This window comes from Embleya sp. NPDC059237 (assembly GCF_042754105.1).
Taxonomy (GTDB): domain Bacteria; phylum Actinomycetota; class Actinomycetes; order Streptomycetales; family Streptomycetaceae; genus Embleya.
Window position 1 is genome coordinate 229,398 of sequence record NZ_JBHZAE010000011.1, and the last position, 24,840, is coordinate 254,237.

Annotated in this window: 21 protein-coding genes; 12 read left to right on the plus strand and 9 right to left on the minus strand. The window is 69.6% G+C overall.

The genetic code is table 11. From position 1 onward, the window contains the following. Positions 1 to 333: 333 nt before the first annotated feature. The gene (locus tag ACFXKZ_RS31610) at positions 334 to 732 is read right to left on the minus strand and encodes a hypothetical protein (protein WP_380004803.1); all 399 of its coding nucleotides are present in this window, start codon (positions 730 to 732) and stop codon (positions 334 to 336) included. 967 nt (positions 733 to 1,699) lie between these two features. On the opposite strand from ACFXKZ_RS31610, the gene ACFXKZ_RS31615 reads away from it, so the two are divergent. Together ACFXKZ_RS31615 and ACFXKZ_RS31620 are read left to right on the plus strand one after the other, a co-directional pair. Then, complete coding sequence (locus ACFXKZ_RS31615) at positions 1,700 to 1,978, plus strand: hypothetical protein (protein WP_380004805.1); 279 nt, start codon at positions 1,700 to 1,702, stop codon at positions 1,976 to 1,978. Between the two features lie 22 nt (positions 1,979 to 2,000). Continuing rightward, complete coding sequence (locus ACFXKZ_RS31620) at positions 2,001 to 2,231, plus strand: hypothetical protein (RefSeq protein ID WP_380004807.1); 231 nt, start codon at positions 2,001 to 2,003, stop codon at positions 2,229 to 2,231. A gap of 197 nt (positions 2,232 to 2,428) precedes the next feature. On the opposite strand, the gene ACFXKZ_RS31625 is transcribed toward ACFXKZ_RS31620, so the two are convergent. Next, positions 2,429 to 2,734, minus strand: a complete 306-nt coding sequence (locus ACFXKZ_RS31625; protein ID WP_380004810.1) for a Gfo/Idh/MocA family protein — start codon at positions 2,732 to 2,734, stop codon at positions 2,429 to 2,431. An 833-nt stretch (positions 2,735 to 3,567) separates the two neighbouring features. Further along, entirely contained in the window at positions 3,568 to 3,885 is a 318-nt protein-coding gene (locus ACFXKZ_RS31630; RefSeq protein ID WP_380004812.1) for a hypothetical protein, read from the minus strand. A 13-nt stretch (positions 3,886 to 3,898) separates the two neighbouring features. Here ACFXKZ_RS31630 and ACFXKZ_RS31635 point away from each other — a divergent pair, with 13 nt between their 5' ends. From ACFXKZ_RS31635 to ACFXKZ_RS31650, 4 genes are all read left to right on the plus strand, one after another. After that, positions 3,899 to 4,375, plus strand: a complete 477-nt coding sequence (locus ACFXKZ_RS31635; RefSeq protein WP_380004814.1) for a hypothetical protein — start codon at positions 3,899 to 3,901, stop codon at positions 4,373 to 4,375. Positions 4,376 to 4,950: 575 nt separating this feature from the next. Continuing rightward, positions 4,951 to 6,006 carry a helix-turn-helix domain-containing protein gene (locus ACFXKZ_RS31640; protein WP_380004817.1) on the plus strand — a complete coding sequence of 352 codons (1,056 nt, stop codon included), beginning with the start codon at positions 4,951 to 4,953 and terminating at the stop codon, positions 6,004 to 6,006. Positions 6,007 to 6,353: 347 nt separating this feature from the next. Next, complete coding sequence (locus ACFXKZ_RS31645; protein WP_380004819.1) at positions 6,354 to 6,800, plus strand: hypothetical protein; 447 nt, start codon at positions 6,354 to 6,356, stop codon at positions 6,798 to 6,800. Positions 6,801 to 6,904: 104 nt separating this feature from the next. Continuing rightward, on the plus strand, positions 6,905 to 7,882 hold the full coding sequence (locus tag ACFXKZ_RS31650; RefSeq protein ID WP_380004821.1) for a hypothetical protein: 978 nt from the start codon (positions 6,905 to 6,907) through the stop codon (positions 7,880 to 7,882). Positions 7,883 to 8,546: 664 nt separating this feature from the next. Here the strand turns inward: ACFXKZ_RS31650 and ACFXKZ_RS31655 are convergent. Further along, a complete protein-coding gene (locus ACFXKZ_RS31655) occupies positions 8,547 to 8,867 on the minus strand; it encodes a carboxymuconolactone decarboxylase (protein WP_380004823.1) in 321 nt (106 codons plus the stop codon). Between the two features lie 502 nt (positions 8,868 to 9,369). Between ACFXKZ_RS31655 and ACFXKZ_RS31660 the strand changes: the two genes are divergently transcribed. Then, positions 9,370 to 9,699, plus strand: a complete 330-nt coding sequence (locus ACFXKZ_RS31660; protein WP_380004825.1) for a hypothetical protein — start codon at positions 9,370 to 9,372, stop codon at positions 9,697 to 9,699. Positions 9,700 to 9,881: 182 nt separating this feature from the next. Here the strand turns inward: ACFXKZ_RS31660 and ACFXKZ_RS31665 are convergent, their stop codons facing one another. Next, on the minus strand, positions 9,882 to 10,823 hold the full coding sequence (locus ACFXKZ_RS31665; RefSeq protein ID WP_380004827.1) for a DUF1838 family protein: 942 nt from the start codon (positions 10,821 to 10,823) through the stop codon (positions 9,882 to 9,884). A 698-nt stretch (positions 10,824 to 11,521) separates the two neighbouring features. On the opposite strand from ACFXKZ_RS31665, the gene ACFXKZ_RS31670 reads away from it, so the two are divergent. Both ACFXKZ_RS31670 and ACFXKZ_RS31675 read left to right on the plus strand, forming a co-directional pair. Beyond that, the gene (locus ACFXKZ_RS31670; RefSeq protein ID WP_380004829.1) at positions 11,522 to 12,169 is read left to right on the plus strand and encodes a hypothetical protein; all 648 of its coding nucleotides are present in this window, start codon (positions 11,522 to 11,524) and stop codon (positions 12,167 to 12,169) included. A 40-nt stretch (positions 12,170 to 12,209) separates the two neighbouring features. Beyond that, positions 12,210 to 12,803 carry an RICIN domain-containing protein gene (locus ACFXKZ_RS31675; RefSeq protein WP_380004831.1) on the plus strand — a complete coding sequence of 198 codons (594 nt, stop codon included), beginning with the start codon at positions 12,210 to 12,212 and terminating at the stop codon, positions 12,801 to 12,803. Between the two features lie 268 nt (positions 12,804 to 13,071). Here the strand turns inward: ACFXKZ_RS31675 and ACFXKZ_RS31680 are convergent, their stop codons facing one another. From ACFXKZ_RS31680 to ACFXKZ_RS31690, 3 genes are all read right to left on the minus strand, one after another. Beyond that, positions 13,072 to 15,552, minus strand: a complete 2,481-nt coding sequence (locus tag ACFXKZ_RS31680; RefSeq protein ID WP_380004833.1) for a hypothetical protein — start codon at positions 15,550 to 15,552, stop codon at positions 13,072 to 13,074. 1,084 nt (positions 15,553 to 16,636) lie between these two features. Then, positions 16,637 to 17,737 carry a PP2C family protein-serine/threonine phosphatase gene (locus ACFXKZ_RS31685; protein WP_380004835.1) on the minus strand — a complete coding sequence of 367 codons (1,101 nt, stop codon included), beginning with the start codon at positions 17,735 to 17,737 and terminating at the stop codon, positions 16,637 to 16,639. A 747-nt stretch (positions 17,738 to 18,484) separates the two neighbouring features. Continuing rightward, positions 18,485 to 19,819, minus strand: a complete 1,335-nt coding sequence (locus tag ACFXKZ_RS31690) for a GH1 family beta-glucosidase (RefSeq protein WP_380004837.1) — start codon at positions 19,817 to 19,819, stop codon at positions 18,485 to 18,487. Between the two features lie 61 nt (positions 19,820 to 19,880). On the opposite strand from ACFXKZ_RS31690, the gene ACFXKZ_RS31695 reads away from it, so the two are divergent. Further along, positions 19,881 to 20,516 carry a TetR/AcrR family transcriptional regulator gene (locus ACFXKZ_RS31695; protein WP_380004839.1) on the plus strand — a complete coding sequence of 212 codons (636 nt, stop codon included), beginning with the start codon at positions 19,881 to 19,883 and terminating at the stop codon, positions 20,514 to 20,516. Between the two features lie 161 nt (positions 20,517 to 20,677). Here the strand turns inward: ACFXKZ_RS31695 and ACFXKZ_RS31700 are convergent, their stop codons facing one another. Then, the gene (locus ACFXKZ_RS31700) at positions 20,678 to 22,066 is read right to left on the minus strand and encodes a glutamate decarboxylase (protein ID WP_380004841.1); all 1,389 of its coding nucleotides are present in this window, start codon (positions 22,064 to 22,066) and stop codon (positions 20,678 to 20,680) included. 762 nt (positions 22,067 to 22,828) lie between these two features. Here ACFXKZ_RS31700 and ACFXKZ_RS31705 point away from each other — a divergent pair. Together ACFXKZ_RS31705 and ACFXKZ_RS31710 are read left to right on the plus strand one after the other, a co-directional pair. Then, a complete protein-coding gene (locus tag ACFXKZ_RS31705; RefSeq protein WP_380004843.1) occupies positions 22,829 to 23,803 on the plus strand; it encodes an ATP-binding cassette domain-containing protein in 975 nt (324 codons plus the stop codon). 89 nt (positions 23,804 to 23,892) lie between these two features. Beyond that, positions 23,893 to 24,654, plus strand: coding sequence for an ABC transporter permease (locus tag ACFXKZ_RS31710; RefSeq protein ID WP_380004845.1), 762 nt, complete (start codon positions 23,893 to 23,895; stop codon positions 24,652 to 24,654). Positions 24,655 to 24,840 lie beyond the last annotated feature (186 nt).

Genomic DNA, 24,840 nt, shown 5'->3' on the forward strand with positions numbered 1-24,840 from the left:
AGCCCAGCGCCTGGCGGTCCTCTCCAACTCGCGCACGTCCACGCCCTTTTCCACGCCGACGTACAACGCCCGCCAGAACGGCGTCTCGCCGTTGAACAAGGGCACCTTGGTCCCGTCCCGGCCGTACACCCGATCACCACGCGAGAACGTGTCGCCCGCCGCGGGCGGTGTCCGGGGGCGAACCGCCTTGCCCGCCGGTCCGACCGGAGCCGCTGCCCGGGCCCTGTGACGGTCCCGGGGTCGTGCCGGTCTGCGGTTTGTTCCCGCCCGCGCCGCTCCCGTTGCTTCCGCTCGGTGGCGGATTCTCCTTGTCCGGGCCCGGTGCGGCGGCGTTCACCGTGTACGTGCCCGCAAACCCGAGCTTGCCGTCCACGTTCTGCCGCCGGCCTGCCACTCCTTGAACTTGGGGTCGTTCGGGTCGAAGTCGCTCTTCGGCTGGAACCTCTCGCACGCCTTCATCGCATCCTCGGCCTTCGACGACCCCTCGTCCGCAGGCATCGCCCCGATCCGCCTCGCACCACCCTCGCCGGGCACCGGGTCGGGCATGTCCACCCCGTGCTCACGCATACAACCCGCGAACTTCACCATCAGCTCCCGCCGTTCCGCGTCGTCACCCTTACCCGAACCCGAACCACCGCCACTGCCCTCGGCCTTCGCAGCACCACCACCGCCACCCGACGCCACCTTGGACTTCGTCGAGCCGTCGTCGTCGCCGCAACCGACCGTTGTCACGGCGAGACCACCCGCCAGAACCACCCTCACGACGAACCGCAACATCAGGGGCGCCCCGAACCCACGCACCCCCGCGACCTCGTTCCTGGTCGGCTGGTGGATGTCCGGTCGCGTACTGCGTCCGGTTCACAGGATCCCGGGTCGGGCCCTCCCTCACCTGCACCTCGCATCGGCAATCGAGGCCAAGACGGCCACGCGCAAGCTCCTCCGGCGTCCTGGCCGCCCACCGCCGCGAACGCGCCGGCATCCACAGCGGGAAGGCAACCCTTTGACCTCAGGGTCCGGCGCGGCCAACCCGGAGCCGGGCGCCTAGAGCGAGCCGACGACCTTGCGCGGGGTGACGCGGACGACGACGCGTCGGGCCTCGTCGGTCGTCGTCGAGTTGTCGCACGTACCAAGGTCCCGGAGTTGCGGCGGCGGCGAATTCCTCGATCTCGGCGAGGCCCTCGTCCGTCAAGGGCTCGGGAGTGCTCATCGGGATATCGGTGCCTTGTATTCGAACGTAGTTGCGTGAACCATGCCATGGCGTGAACCGCGTCGACCAGCGGGAATCCGCGACACGGACGGGACGGGGGCAGATCGGGTGATACCCGCTCCCCGGCGCGGAGGTCACCCATGAGATCAGGTGCGTAAGTCGGCGGTTGTACATCTCGCAGCGAGACAGGGGTCCGGGCTCCGAACGCCGTCGTGTAGTCCCCCGACGGCGGGCCCGAGCACGGATTCCGCACGGCCGGACCTTCGGACCGGCGCCCGGAGCCCGCTTGGTGCGCCCGCTGTCGGGACCCGTCGCAACACCGCCGAGCCGTGGATACCCCACGGATGTTTGCGTGACCTCGGGCTCAGTCTGAGTTCAATCACCCAGACGAGTAATATTCATAGCATCCACGTTCACGAAACGCCCACGATGGGGAAGCCTCTTCCTGCAGAGGGTTCCCCATCGAATAATTGAACGAGGAATGGATGAAGCATGGCAAATGTCGAGCTTATCCGCAGCGGCCTCCTGTTCCTCGCAAACGGCCAGCAGCAGCTATACGAATACGACTTCGGCAAGAACCCGAACCAGTTCTCCTGGATTCGACCGAATGCGTACTTCCACCCCTTCACCGACGCACTCTCCAGGCTCCAGTATGTGACGGAATACTCGTACTGGGAAGGAAACAATCCGATTCCGCCTTACTGGGGCCTGGAACTTCGGGCATTCGGAAACACGCAGTTCGTCATCGTGCTCATGCTTGTCACTGCGTAAAATAGAGAGGACGGTCCGGCTCATGCGGGTCCAAGCGTCATTCGGCGAAGACGGCAGCATCATCGCACTTGCGGAGATCATTGAAGAGGGTGACGATCGCGTCAGGGTTCGCCTTCGCCCCAGCGAGGACCGCAAGATCGCGGAACTCGAAGTACCGCCCGAGTACGCTGACCGGCCCTTCGCGGATCTGGCTGCCCGGTTCAAAGTGACAGAATCTCCTGACGGGCCGGCATTTACCCCCAACGTCTCGTGATTGCGTCAGAACCTTGCAGGGTTTGTTGATGCCGGCATGGATCCCTCCACGGGGACAGGCCGCCGAGTTGCCCGGAGTCGACGATCAGTCGGGATAGGCATGCGGATTTGCCCGTCAGGCCCGATCGTAGACCAGCGATTCCGACCACCCGCGAGCTCATGGGACTTGCCGGAGCCGGTGCTCGGCGGCATCGAGAACTACGAGCGCGAGCACCCCGACCACGTCCTCGTCGAGTCCCCCGTCGGCAAGGTGGCCGCAGGGGCGCTCGCCCCCGGGGACGTGGTCACACCGATGCCCAGCCGCCCGGCCTCCCGACGTAGAGCCGGGAACCGGACTCCCACGCGACGCAGCACGGCGTCGGCGTCGGCGTCCTCCACCGTGGTGACCATCGGCTTCTCGAGGTAGACGGCCTTGCCGGCCCGAAGAGCGTCGATCGCTATCGGGGCGTGGGTGTGGTCGGGAGTCGCCACGAGCACCGCGTCGATGTCGTCGCGGTCCAGCAACCGGCGAGCGGGTGCAGTGCGATCAGCATGTTCGACTGTGCGCGATTCGGCAAAAGTCACGTATTTTCAAGCATGCGTCGACGGGGTCCCATGCGGTCCTTCCGCACTGTGATTTCCAACCCGTCGGTCCACCCAGCAGGCCGGTTCGCGGAGGGTTGCATGGATGTCGGCGCGGATCTCGAAGCGGGTCCGTAGGCGGCGGACGCCGTGGATCCGGGCGTGGGTGCGTTCGACTCCCCGGCAATTGGGCTCTAGCCCGAACCGTGGGGTGTGACGCGGCATCCGATGACCGGGATGGACTCGTCGCAACGGACCTCCGCGCTGCGGCCGATGCCACGTGGGTCGAATCCCACGATGTCGAAACGCTCGCGCAGGGCCGGGGAGTATTTCGATTCGGCGTATATCGCGCCGTCCGCCCCGGGGTTCCCGGGACCACCCGGGTTCGTCATCAGGACACCGATGCGCCGGGCGGGGTCGGTGGCACGGTGGCGCGCCACGAAGACGCCCGTCTTCGGACCTCTGGGGCGCGACCAGTCCACCGGCACCTCGACCGTCGCGCACTCCACCTGCGGACCGGGCTCGGGCAGGGGCGGGTTGGCGGGACACGGACCCCGGCGAATCTTCGAGGGGGCGGCGGCTTCGGCAGTCGTCTCCCGGTCGCCCCCCGTGTCGGCGGCGGCCGTCGCGGTGGGAACGGCCACCGTGGCGGAGACGAGGAAGGCAAGGAGTACGGGCGTAATGCGCCGTCTCCTCTTGGAAACCAAGATCGTTTTCACTTGCGCCGCTGTGGTCGTCCCACGTGAAGACGCGCCGGCCACATCGTCACGACCTCGTCACGCCACCAGCCATCTCCGCAGTGTCACACCAGAGTTCGTCGAGGTGAGCCGCGGCGGGCTCTCGCGCAGGTGCCGCTGCCGGAAGTCGTGGCCGTAAGGGCCCCGGAACGGCCACCGCCCGGTGGGCAGTTCATAGCCGATCACGCCCGACGCGTACACGTCCGCAGCGATCGCCTCCCGCTCCGACGTCCAGATCTCGGGTGCCATGTACGCCACGGTGCCCCAGCCCTTCCGGGTGTTCGTTGCGGTGGCGGCGACGGATTTGGTGCGGGAGGTATCCGTGGGGTCCGTGTGTTCCGCGGACGGCACGGTCATCGGGTACCACACCGTGGGCACGGGCCCGGCGCTGTTGATCGTGCCCGGCGCGCCGGCCGTCGCCGCCGACTACGACGCTCTGGCGGCCGCGCTCGCCGAGCGGTTCACGGTACACACGGTGGAGCGGCGCGGACGCGGCACCAGCGGGCCGCAAGGCGACGCCTACGGCGCGGACGCGGAGGCCGCGGACATCGAGGCCGTGCGCGCCGCGACGCGGGAGACGGCCGCGGGCGACCTCCGCATCCGCGGCGACCGGGTCGTGGTCGTCTGGGCGGCAGCGGCGGCTCGGGAGAACGACATCGGCCCGTGGCCGCCGACCGTGCTCTCGGCCCGACCCGGCTGGTACGCGGTGACCTGCGGATGGCACGAAGGGGCTCGCGGACGGTACATGTCCGAGGCGGAGATCCACACCCCGTCGCCACCGTCTGCCGAGGAGGACTGGTCCTGCTTCTGGATCCGCCTCATTTTCTCCGGGATCCCGAAAACCTGACCCTCCAGGACGACTCACCACACCCCCGGGCCCGGGAAAACCCGAGTGCCCATGACGGGGCGCCCCTTGCCGCGTTTTCGGCCCCGCCCGCTGCCGAAGCGCCGCGCCGCCGGGCTGTGACGAAGACGGACGTGTCGGGCTCGCTGGGCCATGCCACGCACGTCCGGTGCTCTGTGGGATCGCCTTTTCCCGAGCGGCATCACCATCGCGCACTCGGTATTCCACACGAAGGCGAGCGGCCGTCCGGACGAACCGATCGACCACGTCTCGAGCCGCCGTCGATCCGCGACCGAAGCGCCTCCGGCGTCACCGCGAGGGAGGGGTTTTCCGCGGGGCGGGTGGCGCCGCCGCCGGGGGCGTGTGCGCAAGGCGGCTGTTCGGGTCGGATGACCCCGCAGGCATATCCGGACGAATACCCGTAGAACGCGACGCCGACTCTGTCCGGAACACGTCCCGAACAGGCCGCGCCGTGTCTCGGGGGTCCTCGTCGGGTCAGCCTTGCCACATCGATCCCTGTCCCTGGGCCCGGGCGGTGTGCACGAACGCCCCCACCCGAACGAGGAGGAAGCACAGGTATGCCCGAACCATGTCCATCCGCCGTACCGACGCCGGGTGATGCCGTACCGCCGGGCACCGCCGCCCCCCGTGGTGAACCGCATCCACCGCACTGTGCGGCGCCGGCCGAGATCGCCGAGCTGTGGCACCTGCCGGACCTGCGGCCCGGCCGGCCGACTCGGCCGGGGGCGTGCCTGCGGGTCCTGCACCTCGGCGACGTGCGGGTCTGGGTCCTGGTCTGTCCGCGGACCGGCTTCGCCCGTACCGCGCGGCTCATTCACCGACGCGACCCGCAGGCCTTCCACATGCTGCACATGCGCAGAGGGTCCACCAGCCTGGCCATCGGCCGACGGGAAACCCGGGTCGAAGCCGGGCAGTTGGTCATGGTGGACAGTTCCAGCCCCTACCGTGGACGGTTCGACGACCCCGCCGGGGTGCACTCCTTCGTCGTCATCCAGTGTCCGCGCGCCCTGCTGCGCCTGCCACCGCACATCGTGCAACGCGTCCATGCCGTCCCGGTGTCCCTGCGGACGGGGACTGGCGGCGTGTTGGCGCGCTGGCTGACCGATATCACCGCCCGTGCCGACGAGTTCACCCCGACCGACGGCCCCCTCCTTGCCGAGATCACCACGAACCTGCTCGCCTCGGTACTCGGCGGGGCGGCCGACACCATGGCGGACCGGGACCCCCCGGGCAGTCGCCAGGCATTACGAACGCAGATCCGGCAGTTCATCCGGTGTCACCTCACCGATCCCTCCCTCACTCCCGACAACATCGCCGCCGCACACCGTCTGTCGCGGCGCACGCTCTACTCCCTCTTCGAAGAGGACGGCCGGACCATGGCCGCCTGGATCCGGCACGAGCGGCTGGAACGATGTCGACGCGACCTGATCGATCCCCGGCTGGCGGGACGGGCGATCCACACCATCGCCGCCCACTGGTGCTTCCCGGACAAGGCGCACTTCAGCCGGACGTTCCGGTCCGCGTACGGGGTCTCGCCCCACGACTTCCGTCGACGGGCGACGCTGCACGAATCGACAACCGACGTGCACGCGGGGACAACGACGGCCGCGTAGCCGGCCGGCACTGTCGTGTACGGGGACGGTTCACGGTGAGCGACCGGGAACCCGAACCCGGCCGTCCTCCGGTTGTGGCCGCGTCGCCTTGCGTGCAGGGCGGTCGTGTACAGCCGACGGGACTGCCGTCGAGCCGAGCCACGACGGATCCGAGCACCTCGAACCGCATTCCCACCCTGGTTCCCCTCCGCTGTCGGAATCGCTGCGGCAACCGCGCGGTGCACCTGTGATCAGCCTATTCAAGAAGTATTCGAGGACTGCTCACAACGTCTTCGCCACAGTCGTCCGTGCAACGGAAACCGTCGCACGACGACCGAAATCGGATACCTCGAAGGAAAGGAAGCAATATGGGCAACAAGCTCCTGACAGCGGCGCTGGTGGCCGGCCTGTCGGCCACCGCCATGATCGTCGCGCCCTCTGCGGGCGCGGCGGACTCGCCGACGTGGTGCGGCAGTTGGCTGGCGAACCCGGCCAAGGCCACGAACGTCTCGCCGGTCTCGGGTACGCAGACAAACGTGGGTGGATCCACCTACATCCGCGTCAACCAGGGCACTTACAACGGCAAGTGGTTCGCCTGGGCCAAGATGTACAACGAGGGCGCCGACGTGGTCGCGTTGATCTGGGTGAACCAGGCGGACAAGGCGATCTACCAGTGCGGTTCCCGGGACGGGTCGAGTGGCTGGAGCGGCGACTCGTACACCGCGGGTGTCGATGACGCGCACGCGTACAAGGTCCAGGCCAAGTATCGGCACAGCCAAGTAGTGGTCTACGGCCCTGCCGTCGTGTGGCGCTGAGGATCCATCCGGGCACACGCGGTCGACGCGATTCCCGTGTCGCCCGTCCGTACGGGGGCGGGCGGGTGACACGGTACGGAGCGGTTGTGGACGTGGAGGAACACATGCGACTTCCCCGAGTGACGGTCGTGCGGGCCGTCACGTTGTCGATGCTCGTGGTTTCGGCTGCCGACGGTTGTGCGTCGCACGACGGGCGTCCGGACCCGCGGCCGCCGGTGGCCGCGACGGTGGCCCAGGCTCCGGGAGCGGCGGGTGAACTGGGGCTGCCGCTGGACGCCTACGAGCCGACGGCGCAGGAGTACCAGATGATCCAACTGGCAACGAGGCGATCGTTGCGCGCCTGCATGAAGTCCTTCGGCCTGGAGCTCGACGCGCCCGATGTCGGGCCGGTGAAGTACCCGCAGAACGCCACGATCCTGAGCTGGCTCGGCTCGCACGAAGTGGAGCGGTACGGGTACGCGGGGCCACCGGGGTTCGCCGACGAGATGGCGGCGGTGGCCATGCGAGGTACGCGGCCGATTGTGATCGGCCCAGAGCTCGTGCCGATCTTCGAAGGCAGTGTCCGGGAGTTCGCCGGCAAGGTGGTTCCGTCCGGAGGATGCGACGCGCAAACACGCCGCGCCCTCGACGCCGGAGCCGCGCCCGTGCGCAGCGACGATCTCGCACCGGACTCGACACCCGAGCGAGGCATCCGAATCCTGGCCCAACAGGCGGGCGAGCAGGCCCGGGCCGACGCGCGACTTCGCCCGGTGGTCAAGGCGTGGAGCACCTGCATGAAGCGCGCCGGTCATCGATACGCAAACCCCGATCAGGCCCAAGGCGACCGGCGTTGGACGGGCACCGAAGCTGCGGGTGACGGCTCCGCCGCGGTTCCGGTGTCCGCGGCCGAGATCGCTACCGCCGTGGCCGACCGCCGGTGTCGGGAGGAGGTGAATTTTTCGGGGATCCTGAGGATGCTTGTGTCCGAGCGTGAGAGCGAGCTGATCCGAACCAAGGGCGACGTCGTGCGCGCCGTCTCGACCCTGTTGCGCACCAGGGTCTCGAACGCCGCCGCGATCCTGCGCACGTCCCCGCCGACGTGAGCGAACCGAGCGACTGTTCCTCGCTCGGTCGCTCGCCGACGACCGGTTCCTTCGCCGAAATGCACCTGCTCGGCGAACGCGGGAAGACCGCGCTCGGCTACTACCACTACGCGTTCCAGCGCTCTGGATCTCGGTCACTACGACGCCCCGGATGAGGGCACAGGGGAATTCCGGCAACGGTAGTGCCGGAATTCCCCTTCGTGTCATCACCATCCCGAAGCCCCTGTCGGCGCCCGCCGCCGCCCTGTCCATCAGCCGCTCGTCACCTCGCCCAACACGACCGGAAGGGCACCTGTCAGGGCAGGCTGCGCCGGCATCCATCGCTGCCGGGCTCGGCGGTTTCGCTCAAGATGCGCCGCACCGCCCCGGCGAACGCGTCCGCGTCCGCGTCGTGAGGGAGAGACAGTCCCAGACCTCGGCGCCCGCACGCTCCCGGAGCCGAGAATTCCTCCGCTCGCCGAGCGCCGTGATGGTCGGGGCGAACAGGGGCCATCCTGATCCGGTCGGCGTCCCGGCCCGAGAACCGACGCATGGGCGGTCGTCGTGCGGCGGGCTTCGGCGGTCCCGGAGAGCCGCAGCGCCGTGTGTCCGGTCAGGCGGTGGGTACCAGGAGTCGGCCGGGGGCGAGATGGCACGTCGGCCACCCGAAGCGTCCCACCGCAGTTCAGACGTCGGACTCGTGGGCCGAGGCGGTGATCTCGATCCCGAGAGCCTTGGTGATGTGACCGGCCGCCGCCATCACTCGGGCCGTGCCGACCACAGGTGCGATCGCCACGAGGACGTCCTGAACCTGCTCCGGCTGTAGATCGGTCGCCGCGCCGGCCTCGAAATGGGCCACGTAGGACAGCGGAGGGGCGTCCATCGCGACGAGGGCGGCGATGCGGGTGAGGATCAGGGCCTCCGGTGTCAGACCGCATCGCTCCATCGAATCGAGGGTCATGGCGGCCAGGGTGTCCAGGACGGGTGTGTCGTGCGCAGTGGTCATGACGAGCCTCCTCGGCTGATTTCTCATACCCGAGGTGTGCCGCACGCCCGCGTGGGAGAGCCGACACATGTCGGGCTTCTCGCCTCCCTTTGAGCCTAGAACCGCCTGCTCCGGAAAGCACCTCGGCCGGAGACGCCGAGCAAACACGCGATGTCCCGACGGCGGGACACGTGCGAGGACGGGCACCACCGCTGCCGGAACACAATCGCGTGCCGCATGACCGCCCCGGGAATCCCTCCTCGTGTAGTACCTCGAACCGCAACCGCCGGATCCGGGGGCGAGGGCCACGGCGGCCGACCTGTCGATTCCCGGCCACCGGGGTGGCGACCAACGCGTACCCCGCCCACCCCACGCAGGAAGCGGACCATGCCCAGCCCACAGACACAATCCGCCGGAACGACACTGAGTCGGCACCGCTTCGAAAGCCGTACGCGGCGCGGCGGCCGCTCGGTGCCACGATGGAGTGGGGGCCTTTTCAGCCCGGCGATTCAGGAGGGCGATCATGAGCCGCGACCATCACTTTCACTGCGAGCACGCCGGCTGTTCGATCACCGTGGGCATTCGGACGGGCCGGACGCGGGAACTGGAACTCCTCGTGGACGGGAAGGAGGTCGCCGCCGCCCGCGTCCACGGCCACCACGCCCGGACGCACGTCATGACCGCGACCCTGCCCACCGACCCACCTCGCGACATCGAGGTCGAAGTGAGGCTCCCGGGCGCCCACGGCGGCGACCCGGTGAGCACTCTGCTTGTGGACGGCGAACGCAGGACGATGCCCGCCCGGGAGATCCCCCGACGATCACGACCGACGGAAGCCTCCTGGTACTCCTGACAACGTCGGGACACCGATGGGAGCAACACGGCATCTGGTCGCTGTGGCTGGATCCACGCATTCCGCGAGACGAACACGACCCGCACGAACACCGCCGTCGATCAGGCCGACATCAGCTCTGCCCGGCTGCGAGAAGACACCATGTTCCTCGATCCGATCCGATCCGAGCCGATCTCGGCCGATCAGCCGGACGTGTCGCGCCATTGCCGCCAGGTGAGGCCGCGGGGGGCCAGTACGTCGGTGTGGAACGCGGTCCAGGTGGTGGTGTTGGGTCCCGTTCCGGGGGTGTCGGGGGCGCTCGTGTAGAGCGGGTGGCGGGTGCGCACGAGGTCGGCGAGCCACGGTTCGAGCGCATCGAAGTCGTCCAGTGTCCAGGCGCGCGCGTGGTAGACGAGGTTGCCCGGCGTCTCGCTCTCGGCGATGCCCATCGCCGGCACGTAGGGGCAGATCCGGGTCCAGCAGTTGGTGACCGGCAGCGCCGGCGTCGGGGGGCCGGCCTCGGTGTCGGAGTGGGCGCGGGCGTCGTCCTCGTGCACCAGGAAGTCGAACAACTCCCAGGAGGCGTAGGTCGAGTTCGCGAGCCCGAAGTCGTCGTCGATGCCGTATCGGTCGGCGAGGCGGTACACGGGCGGCACGTCCAGGGTCCACACCAGGTTGCGGCGCACGCGCTCCGGGGTGACCGAGCCGGCCAGCGGCACCTCGGCGGGCCCGAACACCGCGTACAGGGCACCCTCCCGGACGCGGTACGACAACTGCACGTGGTCGTTGGCGATCGGTGGGAGGGGGCGGGTGCGCCCGTCCAGCGGGTTCGTCCACTCGGTCAGGACGGTGCCGTGCTTCGGGTCGGTGTAGAAGACGATTTCGCGCGAGACGAGGTGTAGATCCTCGGTGCCCGGCGGGTTGATCAGCCGGCGGATGTTGTAGCCCTCGACGCCGAACACCGCCTGCCCGTGCGGGAACACTTTGCCGTGCACGTCGCCGGGCACGTGGTTGTGCACCGTTCCGCTGATGCGGTACAGCATGTCGTGGCCGTCGGGGCGGCCGAGCAACCGTACGAAGAGCCGGGCGTTCGCGTCGTCGAGCGATGCGATCAGGGCCTCGGGCGATGCCTTGCCGGATTCCATGCGCGGTGTCCGTTCGTCGGTTCGGTGCGTAGCGGTCGTATCCACCGGGGCGTGGTCTCCCGCCCGTGTGGGTGCATCGGGCGAACTCCGGGGCTCACCCCCGTCGTCCGTCCTCCGCCCGGCAGCCTACGCATCGCCGCGGCGCCGCACCGGTCGATGCACGACCTGCCGACGCCGGCGGCCCATACCACCTCGAAAGGTCGTATGTGCCGCCAGGATTGTGAGCGGGAATTTCGGCGCGGCCACCGGCGAGGAGCCCTGCACGGCCCCCGAGTTCGAGTCCGTGTCCTGGCACGCCGTCCCCAGCGGAACAGCGCCGGGATGAACAACGCCAGGATGCGCAGGCAACGCTCCGCGGTCGGCTCCCAGGGCGCGTGAGTGCTACGGCGCGCACATGCCCCACAAAGCGCACATACCCTACAAAACGCGCGTGACACGCAAGTGGCGAACTGTGCCCACAAGATCGCATGATTCGACAATCCTCCGACCGGCTGACACCGCATCCGCATCGTGGTCTCACCGACCACCGACGCATCCTCCGGCGGAACGTCTCCCGCTCCCCTTCCCCGTGCTGATGGGTGACGCCGGTCACCGATGCCAGGCTCACTGCGGGCCACCGACCGCGACGACACGCTCCTACGCCGACGCGGAAAGGTGGTTCCGTCTGTCGCACGTCCGCCGAGAAAAGGAGCCGATCCGTGAATACGCACGTTCCACGTCAGGTCCTCCGCCCGATCTTACGGCGCCCACTCGCCGCCTCCGCCGCGCTCGCGACGCTCGCGTGCCTGGTGGTGGGCCTGCAGGCCGCTCCCGCGCACGCGGACCCGGCCGACTGCAACCCGAACATCACCCGCTACCGCGGCACCCCGGTCACGGCCGTGCTCAGCCCGATCATCACCGAGTGGGACAGCTTCTCCGTCGCCCCGGGCACCACGATCGACGAGACCCACACGCTCAACGAGGTGAACTCGGTCAGCACGTCGGTGAACAACAATCTCGAGTTCTCCTCCGAGGACAAGACCACCCTGGGCAGCGTCGGTACCAAGTTCGGGATCAGTGTCGCCACCAACGTCGGCAGCACCAAGACCACCACCCAGACCCGGACCGTGCACTTGAACCAACCCGGCGTCTACGGGCTCTACCGCGGCACCGAGCGCGTGGAGGGCGAGTGGATCATGGAGATCTGCGGTCGCACCGGCATCAATACCGGCAAGTGGGTTTGGGTCAACGGCAGTTCCGGCACCTACGTCACCTACACCTCCCCCGATCAGGGCACCGTCTCGTGTGCCCAGGCCGAGCCTGCGGGCACCCTGCGCGCGACCGCTCGCGCGCGTCTGCACTGCTAATTCCGGACCGTCCCACCAACCCCGAAATGGTAGGGAACCGATGAAGCGCACCAATCGAACCCTGTTACCGATCCGACGCCTCGTCGCGGCGCTCACCACGACGATCGTCGCGACCGCGATGCTCCTCACCGCCTCTCCCCCCGCCCAGGCCGGCCCGTCGTGGCCGTCGGACATGGATTGCGGCGGCGTCTACGTCTTCCACACCGGCAGCGGCATGATGCTCGACTTCGACCAGAGCGACGACCCCTGGCACGGCCGAGTCATCCAGATGCCGTGGAACGACTGGGACGACGAGAAGTGGACCATGTGCCGCAGCAGGCCGGTCTTCGGCGATCCCGTCTTCGAGTACGAGTACACGTTCGTGACCAGGTGGGCCGGTGGGCCGTGGTGCATGGGCGTGACCGGTGGCCTTCCCGGCGAGGGCGCCATCCTCAAGGTCGAGGACTGCAACAACCTTCCGCACCAGCGGTTCAAGCTGTTCTTCAGCGTCGGCCCCATGGTGTACCCGCGACCGTTCGTGATGCAGGTGCAACACACCAAGATGTTCGTCGGGATGTCGGACTTCACGTCCGTCGGCGCCGTCGCCAAACAATACCGCTACCAGGCCGACATGTTCTGGCTGGAACAGGTCTGACGAGCACCCCGGCCTCGTCGAACCACGCGGGGCGCCGAACCCGGCGCCACTCTAGGCCGAACACATCGCCGAGATGGATGTGCTCGGGGTGTGGTTGACGTGGCGGGGGCAGGGCGGGCCGGGAACCGAACGACGCGGCACCGGCGTTCGGGGTCCTGGTGGGTGAGGTCGAAGCGGTATCCCGCTCGACGAAGAGCTCGGAACCGACGTTCCCTCCCCGTCCGGCTGCCGGTCGGACGGGGAGGGAACGAGGGCGATCAGAGGCGGATCAGCCCTTGTCGGGTACCGCCAGGATGCACAGCAGCGAGCAGGCCACCGCGGCGGACGGGGCGGTGGTGCTGCGAGGGGTGCCGGCGGGCGAGTTCGCGGCGACGAAGCTCGCGGACGCGGTGTTCTTCAGCGGCAGCGCCAGCAGCAGGGAGTCGCAGTGAACCTGGCGACTGCTCCCGGCGGCGAGGGTGAAGGTGCCGGCGGCCTGCCGACACGAGGGTGTGGTGGGGTCGTTGACGGTGACGGAAGCGGCGTCCACGGGGCCCGCGTTGGTGACGGTGATCCGCCAGTGCGCGGTGCCGAGCAGACCGAGTAGGCCGACGGGACTGGTCTTCGCCCAGGGTCCGGGTCCGCCGGGTGCGCAGTCGTGCGAGTTGGGGGAGCCGCAGATCTCTTTCTCCACGCTGACCTTGGGTTGGCAGCCCGCACCGGGCGCGACGGCGGTGGTGACGGTGTTGGACGTGAAGGTGCCGGTCGAGTCGGTGCCGGTCGCCGTGTTGCCGATCGAGGTGGTCGCGCAGTCGGCGGTGACGGTGGTGCGGAAGCAGATCTGTGGCGCGTCGCCCCGATACTCGACGACCAGCGCCGGGTGTTTGTTCGAGCCGAAGTCGTCCGCCGTGGTGAGGACGAGTTGGGCGGTGACCGTGATCGCGGGATGCGCGACGGGATCGATGCCGGTCAGGTCGACGGTGCCGTCGCCGGCCAGGCCGGGGGTGGCGATCGTGGTGCCGTCGGGGTCGGTGACGGTCGCCCGGGACGTGGCGAAGTCGATGTGTGTGAGGTCGAGGCCGGTCAGCCGGGCCCGGGTGTAGCCCTGGATGTTGCCGCTGCCGCCGTCGCAATAGAAGTCGGTCGGCTTCAGCGTGACGCTGGCGCCGCCGTGCACGCAGGGGCTGGCACCGGTGGTCGGGTCGAGGGAGAACAGGTAGCCGGCGTCGCCCAGGCCGATCAGGCAGCGGGAGGTGGCGTCGTAGGTGTAGCCGTAGTCGCGGGTGGCGCCGCCGTTGACGCCGGGGTGAGTGGCGGGCAGCGGGAAGCCGGCGCAGGGCGCGGCGAGCGTCCAGTCGTGGCAGATCGTTCCCCCGGCCAGGCCGCCGCCCCAGGCGGGGAAGTAGCTGCGGGTCCCGGCGGGGGTGGTGACGGTCTCGGGACTGAAGGTCAGGGTGTTGCCGCCGAGGGAGGAGAGCGTGGCGGGCGCGGCGTGCGTGGAGCCGTCCAGCCCATAACAGGTCGTCAGGACGTTGGGTCCGCCGGATGCGCTGGTGCACACGCCGTCGGCGTGCCCGGCGGTGTCGTAGGAGGCGAAGGCGTCATAGGTGTAATAGGCGCTGCTCGGGCCGGCGGTGTGCGGGGTGGTCCAACCCGCGCAGGTATTCGCGGTGGCGGTGTCGAAGCAGCCGAGAGCGGGCGGGCCGGAGACGGTGGAGCCGCCGCCCTGCGGCGAGGAGGAGGCGAACACGCGGTTGCCGACCGTGGTCAGGCCGCCGAGGTAGAGGGCGGCGGGGGTGTTGGGCAGGTCGTGGTTGGCGGCGACGATCGGCGCGTACGGCTGGCCGGCGCACGGGGTGCGGGTGGCCAGGGTCAGGCACAGCACCTGCCCGGTGTTCGCTACGCCGTACAGGTTGTCGCCGACCCGGACCAGGCCGGCCAGGTTGTTGGCGCTGCTGGGCGATCCGCCCATGGTGGCCAGTGGGACGAAGCCGCAGTTGGCGTGTGCGGCGAGATCCAGGCAGCCGACGCCGACGGCGGACGTCGTGACCGCCGGGTAGAGCAACTGGTCGGGGTGGAGCGGGTCGAGGACGTACTGCGGGGTCAGCGGGCTCCCGATGTCACCGGTGGCGCCGCTGCCGAGTGGTCCGGGCGTGGTGTTCAGCGGGCGCGGCCACGGGCCGCCGGTGCAGGGCTGACCGAGCGTCAGGTTGAGGCAGACGGCCTGTGGGGCGTTCGGCGCGGCGTGGTGGTAGATGTTCCAGGACTCGATCTCGCCGCCCCCCGTGCGGTGCAATACGGGCGTGAACCCGTCGCCGCCGGTGGGTTGGGGGGTCGGCTTCACCGGACCGAGGGCCAGGGTGGCAAGCGAGGTGCCGCCGGCCAGGGCGAGCGAGTTCTCGGCGCGGACCGCGGTGGTGGCCGTCCCCGGGTCGGCGCCGGTGAAGGTACTGCCGTCGGTGGACCAACTCGGGGTCCACCCGGGCGGGACGCGCAGCGAGCCCGGCACATAGGTCTGGGAGCCGCCCGCGCCTGCCAACGGGTCCGTCACGGAGGCCGGGGCGGGAGTGTCGCCGGCGGTCGCGTTCCGGTAGCGGACGGTCCAGTCGAGGGTGTCCCCGTGCTCGACGGCCGCTGCCCCCGGGTGGGTGACGTCCCGAACGCTCTTCACCAGCGTGGACGGGGTATCGGCGGCGCCGGCCGGGGCGGGGGCGCCCAGGCCGAACATCAGCAGTCCGGCGGCGATCAGGGCGGCCGTGGCGGCGCGCACCGGGCGGATCGCGGCGGACGAGCGGGTCAAGGTGAGCCGACGGGTCGGAACGGGCGGATGTGGACGCGGGCTTCTCGGCACTGGTTCCCCACCTCGGATCGACGAAGGGCCTGACGGAAGGTCAGGCGGCCGTCGATCAGGCTAGGACGGCGAACTGTTCGCACCGGGGCAAGTTTTTCCTATTGGTCACATGATGAAGGAATATGATTCTTTATCGACCGACTGTACGAATCAGCAAGCGGCCACCGGAAGCCGGCGGGCGAAATGCGCCCCGAGCCCTCTCCGCCGACCGGCACGACGGGCGGGTGGCCCCGCCGGGACCAGGTCCGTGTCTTCGGCGGACGCAGCGTCCGTCCCGCCTCGTCCGCGAAGCACACCCAGGCACCCCGGTCCCTCACCGTCCTTCCACGCGCGGCCACGTCTCCTTGTCCAGCCCCCGGCGGGCACCGCCAGGCCGATCGTGGCGTTGTTCACCGCGCCGGTACTGGTGTTGGTGTAGCCGGCAGTCACCGTCTCGGTGCCGCCGGGCCGGACCTGCTCCGGGCCGTCGACCGTGACCGGGGCCCTGACCTGTTCCGGCCGGCCGTAGCCCTGGAAGTCGATCTGCGACGTGCCGCCGGAGCCGGTGGCGGTGGCGGTGGCGGTGGCGGTGTAACGATGCCCGGAACCGCTTCAGCCGGGCGAAACACCTTTTCCACGACGTTGCGTTCGCCGTACACCTGCCGGTCGAACGCCGGCGGACGCCCGCCGACGCGCCCCCCTGCCCCGGGGCGAGACGATCGACAACGGCAACCCCACCCGTCCACCGCGAGATGCGGCCTGGCGCGGGCTTGGGAGCGGGAGGTGGTGTGGCCGCGTCTGCCGCACCCGGTGGTGGGCGAGGGCGCCGGGGACGGCTTCGTGTGATGTCGGGAGGCGGTCGTCCGTGGGCAGGTTCGCCGGCGGGCTTGGGGCACTGACGGCGTCGGACGGTGTCACAGGTCCCGGGCGTGGCCGCGGCGTCGACGCGCCGATCACCGAACCGGGCACCCCCGGTGGGAGCTCGTCGCCGGTGATTCCGCACCGGATCGACACGACTGCGACGTCATTCCGCAGCGGCAGGCGGCGCCGAGGGGGTGTCGGCTTCCCCGTCGAGCCGTTCCGCGAGGATCATGGCCACATCGTCGACCAGGCGGCCCTGGGTATGGCGGAGCAATCCCCGGTGCAGTTCTTCGAGGAACTCCGACGGGGCGCACATTGGCACCGCTTCCATTGCCTCGGGTAGGGCGAAGAAGTCGTTGTCCCGGTTGCGTGCCTCGAGAACGCCGTCGGTGTACAGCAGTAGACGGTCGCCGGGGAGGAACACATAGCTCTCCGCCTTGCCCAAAGGACTGGTGATCAACTCCTCCAGGCCGAGGGGCGGAAGTGGCGAGGGGGGCGTCAGAGCGTGCACCGTGCCCCGGCGCAGCACCAGCGGTGGCGGATGGCCGCAGTTGACCATCTCGACCACGCACCGGTCGGGTACTTGTGCCACGAGCACGGTGACGAACGACTCCTCCTGCTCCTCCTCGTCGTCGTCCCGATCGATCGCCCACGGCATGGCGCGTTCGCGTCGCAGCGCGGCCGCGCAGTGAGCCACGACCTCCACCAGGTCGTCCTCGTAGTGCACGGCCTCGCGGAACGCGCCCAAGACCACCGCGGCCGAGCGCACGGCGGGCAGCCCCTTGCCGCGGACGTCTCCGATGATCATCCGGACCCCGTACCGCGTCTGCACGGCCTCGTACAGGTCACCGCCGATCTGCGCGCCGCTTTCCGCCGCGAGGTACATGCTGGCGGTCCGCAGCGGCCCCAGGCGCGCGGGCACCGGCCGGAGCAGGACTCTCTGCGCCGCCTCGGCGATCCGGCGAATCCGCTCGAGTTCGTTCCGTCTGCGTGTACGCATGAAACGACTGGTCATGACACTGGCTGCGGACACCAGGAGAATGGCCAGGAAATTCGTGTAGACCTGTTGGCTGCCCCACGCCTGGTTGTAGGTGGCAGTGCTCACGCTCACGGCCAGAGCGACGGCCGCCGCCGAGATCGTCCCCCTGGGACCCATCGTGACCGCGGCCAGCGCCGGCGTCGCGGTCAGCAGGGGCCCGGTATACAGAAAGTGCGCGGGCGAGAACTCGATCCCCACCACCAGGAGTGCGATGGCGAACGGCACACACCGTGCGAGTGTGGTGAGGGCCCGGCTGCGACCGCCGACTCCCGATCCGGGAGCCGAGCGTTGGAACGACCGCATACATACAGCTTGACCCTTCGAGGCGTCCGAAACGACCGCATGGGAGGGCCGGCCGCGTCTCGTCGCCCGTTCGGGTCGGCGAAGATCGTCGAACGCCGGTCGCGGCGAGAGCTGCGACGCGGGCGGCCCGAACGTCATCGCGCACGTTCTCACACCGCCCCGAACAGGGCGTCGACGTGGTGGACCCGTCGTGCGGGGAAAGCGCGCTTGCCGACTTCCGCGCCCCGGACCTGGGTCCGCCGAACAAGACGGCGGGCACGATCTCCGCCGGCGTCACCCCTGGGCCGGCCAGGCCCGAGGCACCGTCGAACCCCGGTGCACACGACCCCGCGACCGCGCGACCCGGTCAGGCCCGCGTCGCGGCCCCTCCGCGCGGTACCGCGCCGCCGTCGACCGGGAACACGATGCCGGCCCCGCGGTGGCGCTCGCCCGCTGGTCGACCGCAACGCGACCGGACGAGTGGCGACTCGCAGATCGCAGACTCGGATCCCTCACAATGGCGCCACTGCTCCTCACCGTGATGGCCCTGGTACTCGGCCCGACGCCCGGCTCCCCGGCGGAGCCGAACTGGTGGAACCCTTCCGCCGAACCGGCGAGCCGCCGAACCCGTCGACGTCCGGGATCCGCCGAAGCTCGCGGTGTCCGCGCGAGCTTCGGCGGACGGGCGGCTCAGCCGCGCCGGGCGCGGATGAGGTCGCGATACCAGGCGAAGGAGGCCTTCGGGGTGCGGACTTGGGTGTCGTGGTCGACGTGGACGAGGCCGAAGCGCTGGTGGAAGCCCTCGGCCCATTCGAAGTTGTCCATCAGGGTCCAGGTGAAGTAGCCGCGGACGTCCACACCTTGGGCCACGGCCGCGTCGACAGCCCGCAGATGGGTGTCCAGGTAGTCGATACGGTCGAAGTCGGGGACGGTGCCGTCCGCGGTGACGACGTCCTCGACCGAGCAGCCGTTCTCGGTGATGTAGATCGGCGGGAGCGCCGGGTAGCGCTCCTTGAGACCGACGAGCAGTTCGCGCAGACCGTCGGGGACGACGGGCCAGTCGAAAGCGGTGCGGCGATAGCCTTCGATCGGGGCCTCTTCGAAGGGCAGGCCCTCCGACGTCGGCGCCTGGATCCGGGTCGGGTTGTAGTAGTTGACACCGAGCGCGTCCAGCGGGGCGCTGACGAGTTCGAGGTCACCGTCGCGAACGGAACCGCCGAGGGTGGCGTCCGCGCCGTAGGCCGACAGGTCGGGGTAAGTGCCCGTGAGGATCGGGTCGTTGAACAGGCGGTTGTGCAGGTTGTCGTAGGCCTGCGCGGCGGCGCGGTCCGCGGGGGCGTCCGAGGCGGGCCAAACCGGGGTGCAGTTGTTGGCGATCATCACCTGGAGGCCGCGTCGGCGCAGTTCCCTCAGCGCCAGGCCATGGCCGAGCAATTGGTGGTGGGCCACCGGCAGGCAATCGAGGAACAGGGTACGGCCCGGCGCGTGGGTACCCAGGCCGTAGCCCCAGACCATGTGGATGAACGGTTCGTTGAGCGTGATCCACTTCCGGACCCGGTCCCCCAGCCTGTGGGCCACCGTGGCGGAATAATCGGCGAACCGGTACGCGGTGTCGCGGTTCAGCCAGCCGCCGTCGTCCTCGAGGCCCTGCGGGAGGTCCCAGTGGAACAGGGTCGGGACGGGCTCCACGCCGCGCGCGAGCAGGCCGTCGACCAAGCGGTCGTAGAAGTCCAGACCCCGGGGGTTGACCTCGCCCCGGCCGGTCGGCTGGATCCGAGGCCAGGCGATCGAGAAGCGGTAGCCGGTGAGGCCCACCTCGGCCATCAGCGCGAGATCCTCCTCGTACCGGTGGTAATGGTCGCAGGCCACGTCACCGGTGTGCCCGTCGCGGATCACGCCGGGCCGCGCGGTGAAGGTGTCCCACACCGACGGGCCGCGGCCGTCCTCCGTGGTTGCGCCCTCGATCTGATAGGACGCCGTCGAGGCGCCCCAGACGAAGTCTGCGGGCAGGTGGTCGAGTGCCATGCGCAACTCCTAAAACATGAGTTCCGCTCATGTTAATCCCTATGGATGGAATGATGAAAGCGTGAGAGATCGCACCGTGGGCACGACACGCCGCCGCCCCGTCCAGAAACGCAGCGTCGAACGTTTCGAACGACTGTTGGACGCCTGTGCCGAACTCCTGGACGAAGTCGGCTACGTCGCGCTGACCACCAAGGAAGTGGCCGGCCGGGCCGAGGTGCCCATCGGCACCCTGTACCAGTTCTTCTCCGACAAGGAGGGGCTGATCGGCGCACTCGCCGCCCGCAACCTTGACGCCTTCCTCGAACGGGTCTCGACCCGACTGGAGCACGAGAGGCCCGCAGACGTCTCGGGCATCGTCGAGGTGACCGTCGACGAGTTCGTCACCATGCGCCGGACGATCACCGGCTTCGGCGTGGTCGACTTCGGCGCGGTGGGCCGCGACCACACCCTCGATCCGGCCCTGGACAACAACACCGCGGTCGCCCGACGGCTGCGCGAACTGACCGCGACCCTGACCGGGATCCGGGACGACACCGACCTGGAGTTCGTCCTCCGAGTGGCCCTGGAATGCGCGGACAGCGTGCTCAAACTGGCCTTCCTCACCGATTCGCAGGGCGACCCCCGGTTGATCGCCGAGTGCAAACGAGTCCTCGACAGCTATCTGAACGACCGAATCCGCTCGTCGACAACGAGTTAGTGCCATGACGCGCCTCGCCGCCGAAAGACACGAACGGCGCTGCGACTTCGGCTTCCGCCCGGACGCGGCCCCCGGCCCTGCCGGCGGTGGAGTCGGCGCGCGGGAGGGGCGGGTGCGCGTCGGGTGCAGGGCGGTGGCCGTCGCCCCGTCGGCCGAGGCCGTCAGTGGTGGAAAGCCACGCGGTCCGCGTCGTGCGGGCGGCCCTCGTGGAGGTGTTTGATCGCTCGGCGCATGTCGTCGGCCAGGAGTTCGATCTGGTCGTGGTCGACGCCGTGGCGGACCAGGACGCGCTGGATGACCGTCTCCTGGCGGTCCGGTGGCAGTGGGTAGGAGGGCACCTGCCAGCCGCGCATCCGCAGCAGGTCGGACAGGTCGTACAGGCTCCAGCCCGTCGAGTCCGGGTCGGTGAGCGTCCAGGATACGGCGGGCAGGGCACCGACGCCGTCGTAGAGCAGGGTGAAGGGACCCATCTCGGCGACCTGCCGGGCGAGGTGCCGGGCGGTTTCGGCACAGGCCTGGTAGACCCGGCGGTACCCCTCGCGGCCGAGCCGCAGGAACATGAAGTACTGGCTGACGACCTGTCCACCGGGGCGGGAGAAGTTCAGCGCGAGGGTCGGCATGTCGCCGCCGAGATAGTCGACGTGAAACACCAGGTCGTCCGGCAGGGCGTCCTGATCCCGCCACAGCGCCCAGCCGACGCCGAGCGGGGCCATGCCGTACTTGTGGCCCGAGGCGTTGATCGAGGCGACCCGCGGCAGGCGGAAGTCCCAGACCAGGTCACGGTGGAGGAACGGCGCGATGAACCCGCCCGAGGCGGCGTCGACGTGCAGCGGTACGTCGACGCCGGTCGCGGCCTGCATGCGGTCGAGCTCGGCGGCGATCTCCGCGACCGGCTCGTAGGTGCAGGTGTAGGTCACGCCGAGGATCGCGACGACGCCGATGGTGTTCTCGTCGACGTACTCGCGCAGCTGGTGCGCCTGGAGGCCGGTTGCTCCGGACTCCACCGGCACCTGGCGCAGCTCCACGTCGAAGTACCGGGCGAACTTCTCCCAACAGACCTGCACCGGTCCGCAGACCAGGTTGGGCCGGTCGGTGGACTGGCCGGCGGCCTGCCGGCGATGGCGCCAGCGCCACTTCAGGGCGAGGCCGCAAAGCATCGCGGCCTCGCTGGAGCCGGTGGTGGAGCAGCCGACCGCGTTGGCCTCCCCGGCGCCGCCGGGTGCGTTCCACAGGTCGGCAAGGATGTTCACGCAGCGCGATTCGATCTCTGCGGTCTGCGGATACTCGTCCTTGTCGACGATGTTCTTGTCCAGGCACAGGTCCATCAGCCGGTGGACCTCGTCGTCCGCCCATGTGGTGCAGAAGGTGGCCAGGTTCTGCGCGGCGTTGCCGTCCAGCAGCAACTCGTTGCGCAGCAGTTGGAAGACGACGGGGGGCAGTGAGGGCAGGTCGGGCATGGACCTTTTGGACAGGGGCTGTTCACTCAGCGGTGATGCGAAAATGTCGACGGCCGGATCGGCCGCCGGTTCCTGAGCGTTGTGCAGAGCCATCAGGGCACCTCGCGTGTCGGTCCATCGGTCCGCATCGGACACTACGGACAGGTTCGGTGGGCGGCATGCGGGCGTGGGCCATCCGGCGGTGCGACGCGGCCGTTGTCGTCGGGCGGCGGCATCGGGCCCGCGTACGCCGGCCGCCGCGGTGCAGGCCCTGGACGGCCACGGAACCGGCCGGGCGCCGACCGCTCTGTTCGTCCATCTGGGTGTCGCCGCCGCCGTCCACGTCGTGCTCGACCTACGCCGCCCCGGAGTCGACGTGCCCGTCGACGCCACCGAGGTCGAACCCGGCTCACCCGGCACCCGCCCGGCGGCGGCACCGCCATCTGCGAATCCCGGCTCGCCCGGCGCCGCGAACTCGTCCCCAGGATCGTCAAGAGAGTCGCACGCCCTCGGACTCCGCCGCCGGTGGACCGGCGCACCCCGTCGGGGCGACTGCTGCCGTACTGGCAGTCCCCGCATCCGAGGAGCGACGTCACAGGCGGTGCGGTGCCTCGATCCCGCTGGACCGAGGACCGGACCGAGCCGAGATCGCGGTCGCCGCGAAGGCCGACCGCCTTGCCGAACACGTGCGCCGGACGCCGGTGCGTCGATCCCGACGCACCGCGAGCGCGTCCGTGAGGAACATCGCGAGCAGCGTCGACCCGGCGCCCCCGGGCCGCGAAGGCGGCGGCGGGACCGCTGTCCGGGGCTGCGAAGGGTCGGGCGGCGGTCGAGAATGGACGAGACGGGTGTCCTCCACACGAGGGAGAAGGCCCCGTGAACGAGGCGATTGACGTCGAGGGCCTCAGCAAGCGATTCGGCGCCGTGACAGCTCTGGATTCGGTGGACTTCCGTGTCCCCGCCGGAACGGTTTTCGGCCTTTTGGGCCCGAACGGCGCAGGCAAGAGCACCGCGATCCGCATCCTGACCACGATCGTGCGCCCCACGGCCGGTCGTGCCGCGGTATTCGGGTACGACGTGGTCCGCGATGCCGGCACGGTCCGGAGTCTGATCGGGCTGGCCGGGCAGTACGCGGCGATCGACAAGAACCTGACCGGCCGTGAGAACCTGCGCCTGATCGGGCGCCTCACCCACGTCCGGCGCTCGCGTGTCCGGGCCCGAGCGACAGAGCTCATGGAATGGTTCGACCTCGCGGAGGCCGGTGACCGCCCCGCTCGAACGTACTCCGGCGGCATGCGCAGGCGCCTGGACGTCGCCGCGGCGCTGGTGCCCGACCCGCGTGTGCTCTTCCTCGACGAGCCCACCACCGGACTGGACCCGCAGAGCCGCAACGCGTTGTGGGAGATGATCCGCGGCCTCGTCGCCGACGGGACCACCGTCCTCCTCACCACGCAGTACCTGGAGGAAGCCGACCAACTCGCCTCGCGGGTGGTGGTCATCGACCGGGGGCGGGTCATCGCCGACGACACGCCGGCCGCGCTCAAGGCGCGGCTGGGCAACACGATCATCGAACTCGACGTGGAGGAGGCTCGCCGCGCGGCGCGGGCGGCGGAACTCGTGAGCGCCCGGTTCTCCACCCGCCCGGACGTCGAAGGCACCCGGCTGCGCCTGACGTCGCACGACGGGTCGCGTCCGCTGCTGGAGATCCTGCGCGTTCTCGATGCCCACGGTTTGGTGCCCGGTGCCGTGGCGGTCCACGAGTCCAGCCTCGACGATGTGTTTCTGGAACTCACCGGCCGCCGCGCGGGCGATGCCCCGGACTCCGGGCGAACCTCCGCGGAGGGATCGTGAGCGGGCCGGGCGGGTCCCCGACGTATGCCGCCCGGCGCGGCCGGCAATGGGGACCCTCGCCGCCGGCTGCGCGCGGCGCGCCACCCCTCGTGCGTGCCGCACAGGACGGACTCGCCGTCGCATGGCGGAACCTGATCGCCCTGCGCCGCGTGCCGCGTCTGCTGATCTTCTCCACCATCCAGCCGCTGGTCTTCGTGCTGATGTTCCGGTACGTATTCGGCGGCGTCGTGCAACCGGCCCTGCACGGGATCGCGTACGTCGACTTCCTGATCCCGGGCATCTTCGTGCAAACCGCGGTGTTCGGCGCCATGAACACCGCGATCGGCCTGGCCACCGACATGGACACCGGCCTGATGGAGCGGTTCAGGTCCCTGCCCATGGCCCGCTCCGCGGTACTCGTCGGCCGCACCACCGCCGATCTCGCCAGGAACGTCTTCGTCGTGGCGCTGATGGCCGCGGTGGGCTTCGCCATCGGATTCCGGATCCACGCCGGGGTGTCCGCGTTCCTCGGGGCCATCCTCCTGGTCCTGGCCTTCGGCTTCGCGATGTCGTGGATCTTCGCGGTCGTCGGTATGGCGGTCGGCGATCCGGAGACCGCCCAGGCCGCGGCCTTCCCCGTGCTCGCTCCCCTGGTGTTCGCGTCGTCGGCGTTCGTCCCGGTGCAAACCATGCCCGGCTGGCTGCAAGCCTTCGCGGAGCATCAACCGGTCTCACGCAACGCCGACGCGGTACGCGCCCTCGTACTCGGTGGCCCGACCGCCACCGACGTCTGGCAGGCGTTGGCGTGGGATGCGGCGATCATCGCCGTGTTCGCGCCGATCGGGGTGTGGCTGTACCGCAGGGAACCCTAGGCACAGGGCCTGTCCCGTTCATGCCGTCCTGCGGCGCCGGCGCCCGATCGCGCATCCGCCCCCGGCGGCCTTTCCTGTGGGAGGTTTCAGCCAAGCGGCAATACGGATAACTACCTATAAAATCAATAAATAGACACTAATGTGATATTTTTCTCCTGGGAATCATGCATATCAGGTGTTGAAGGA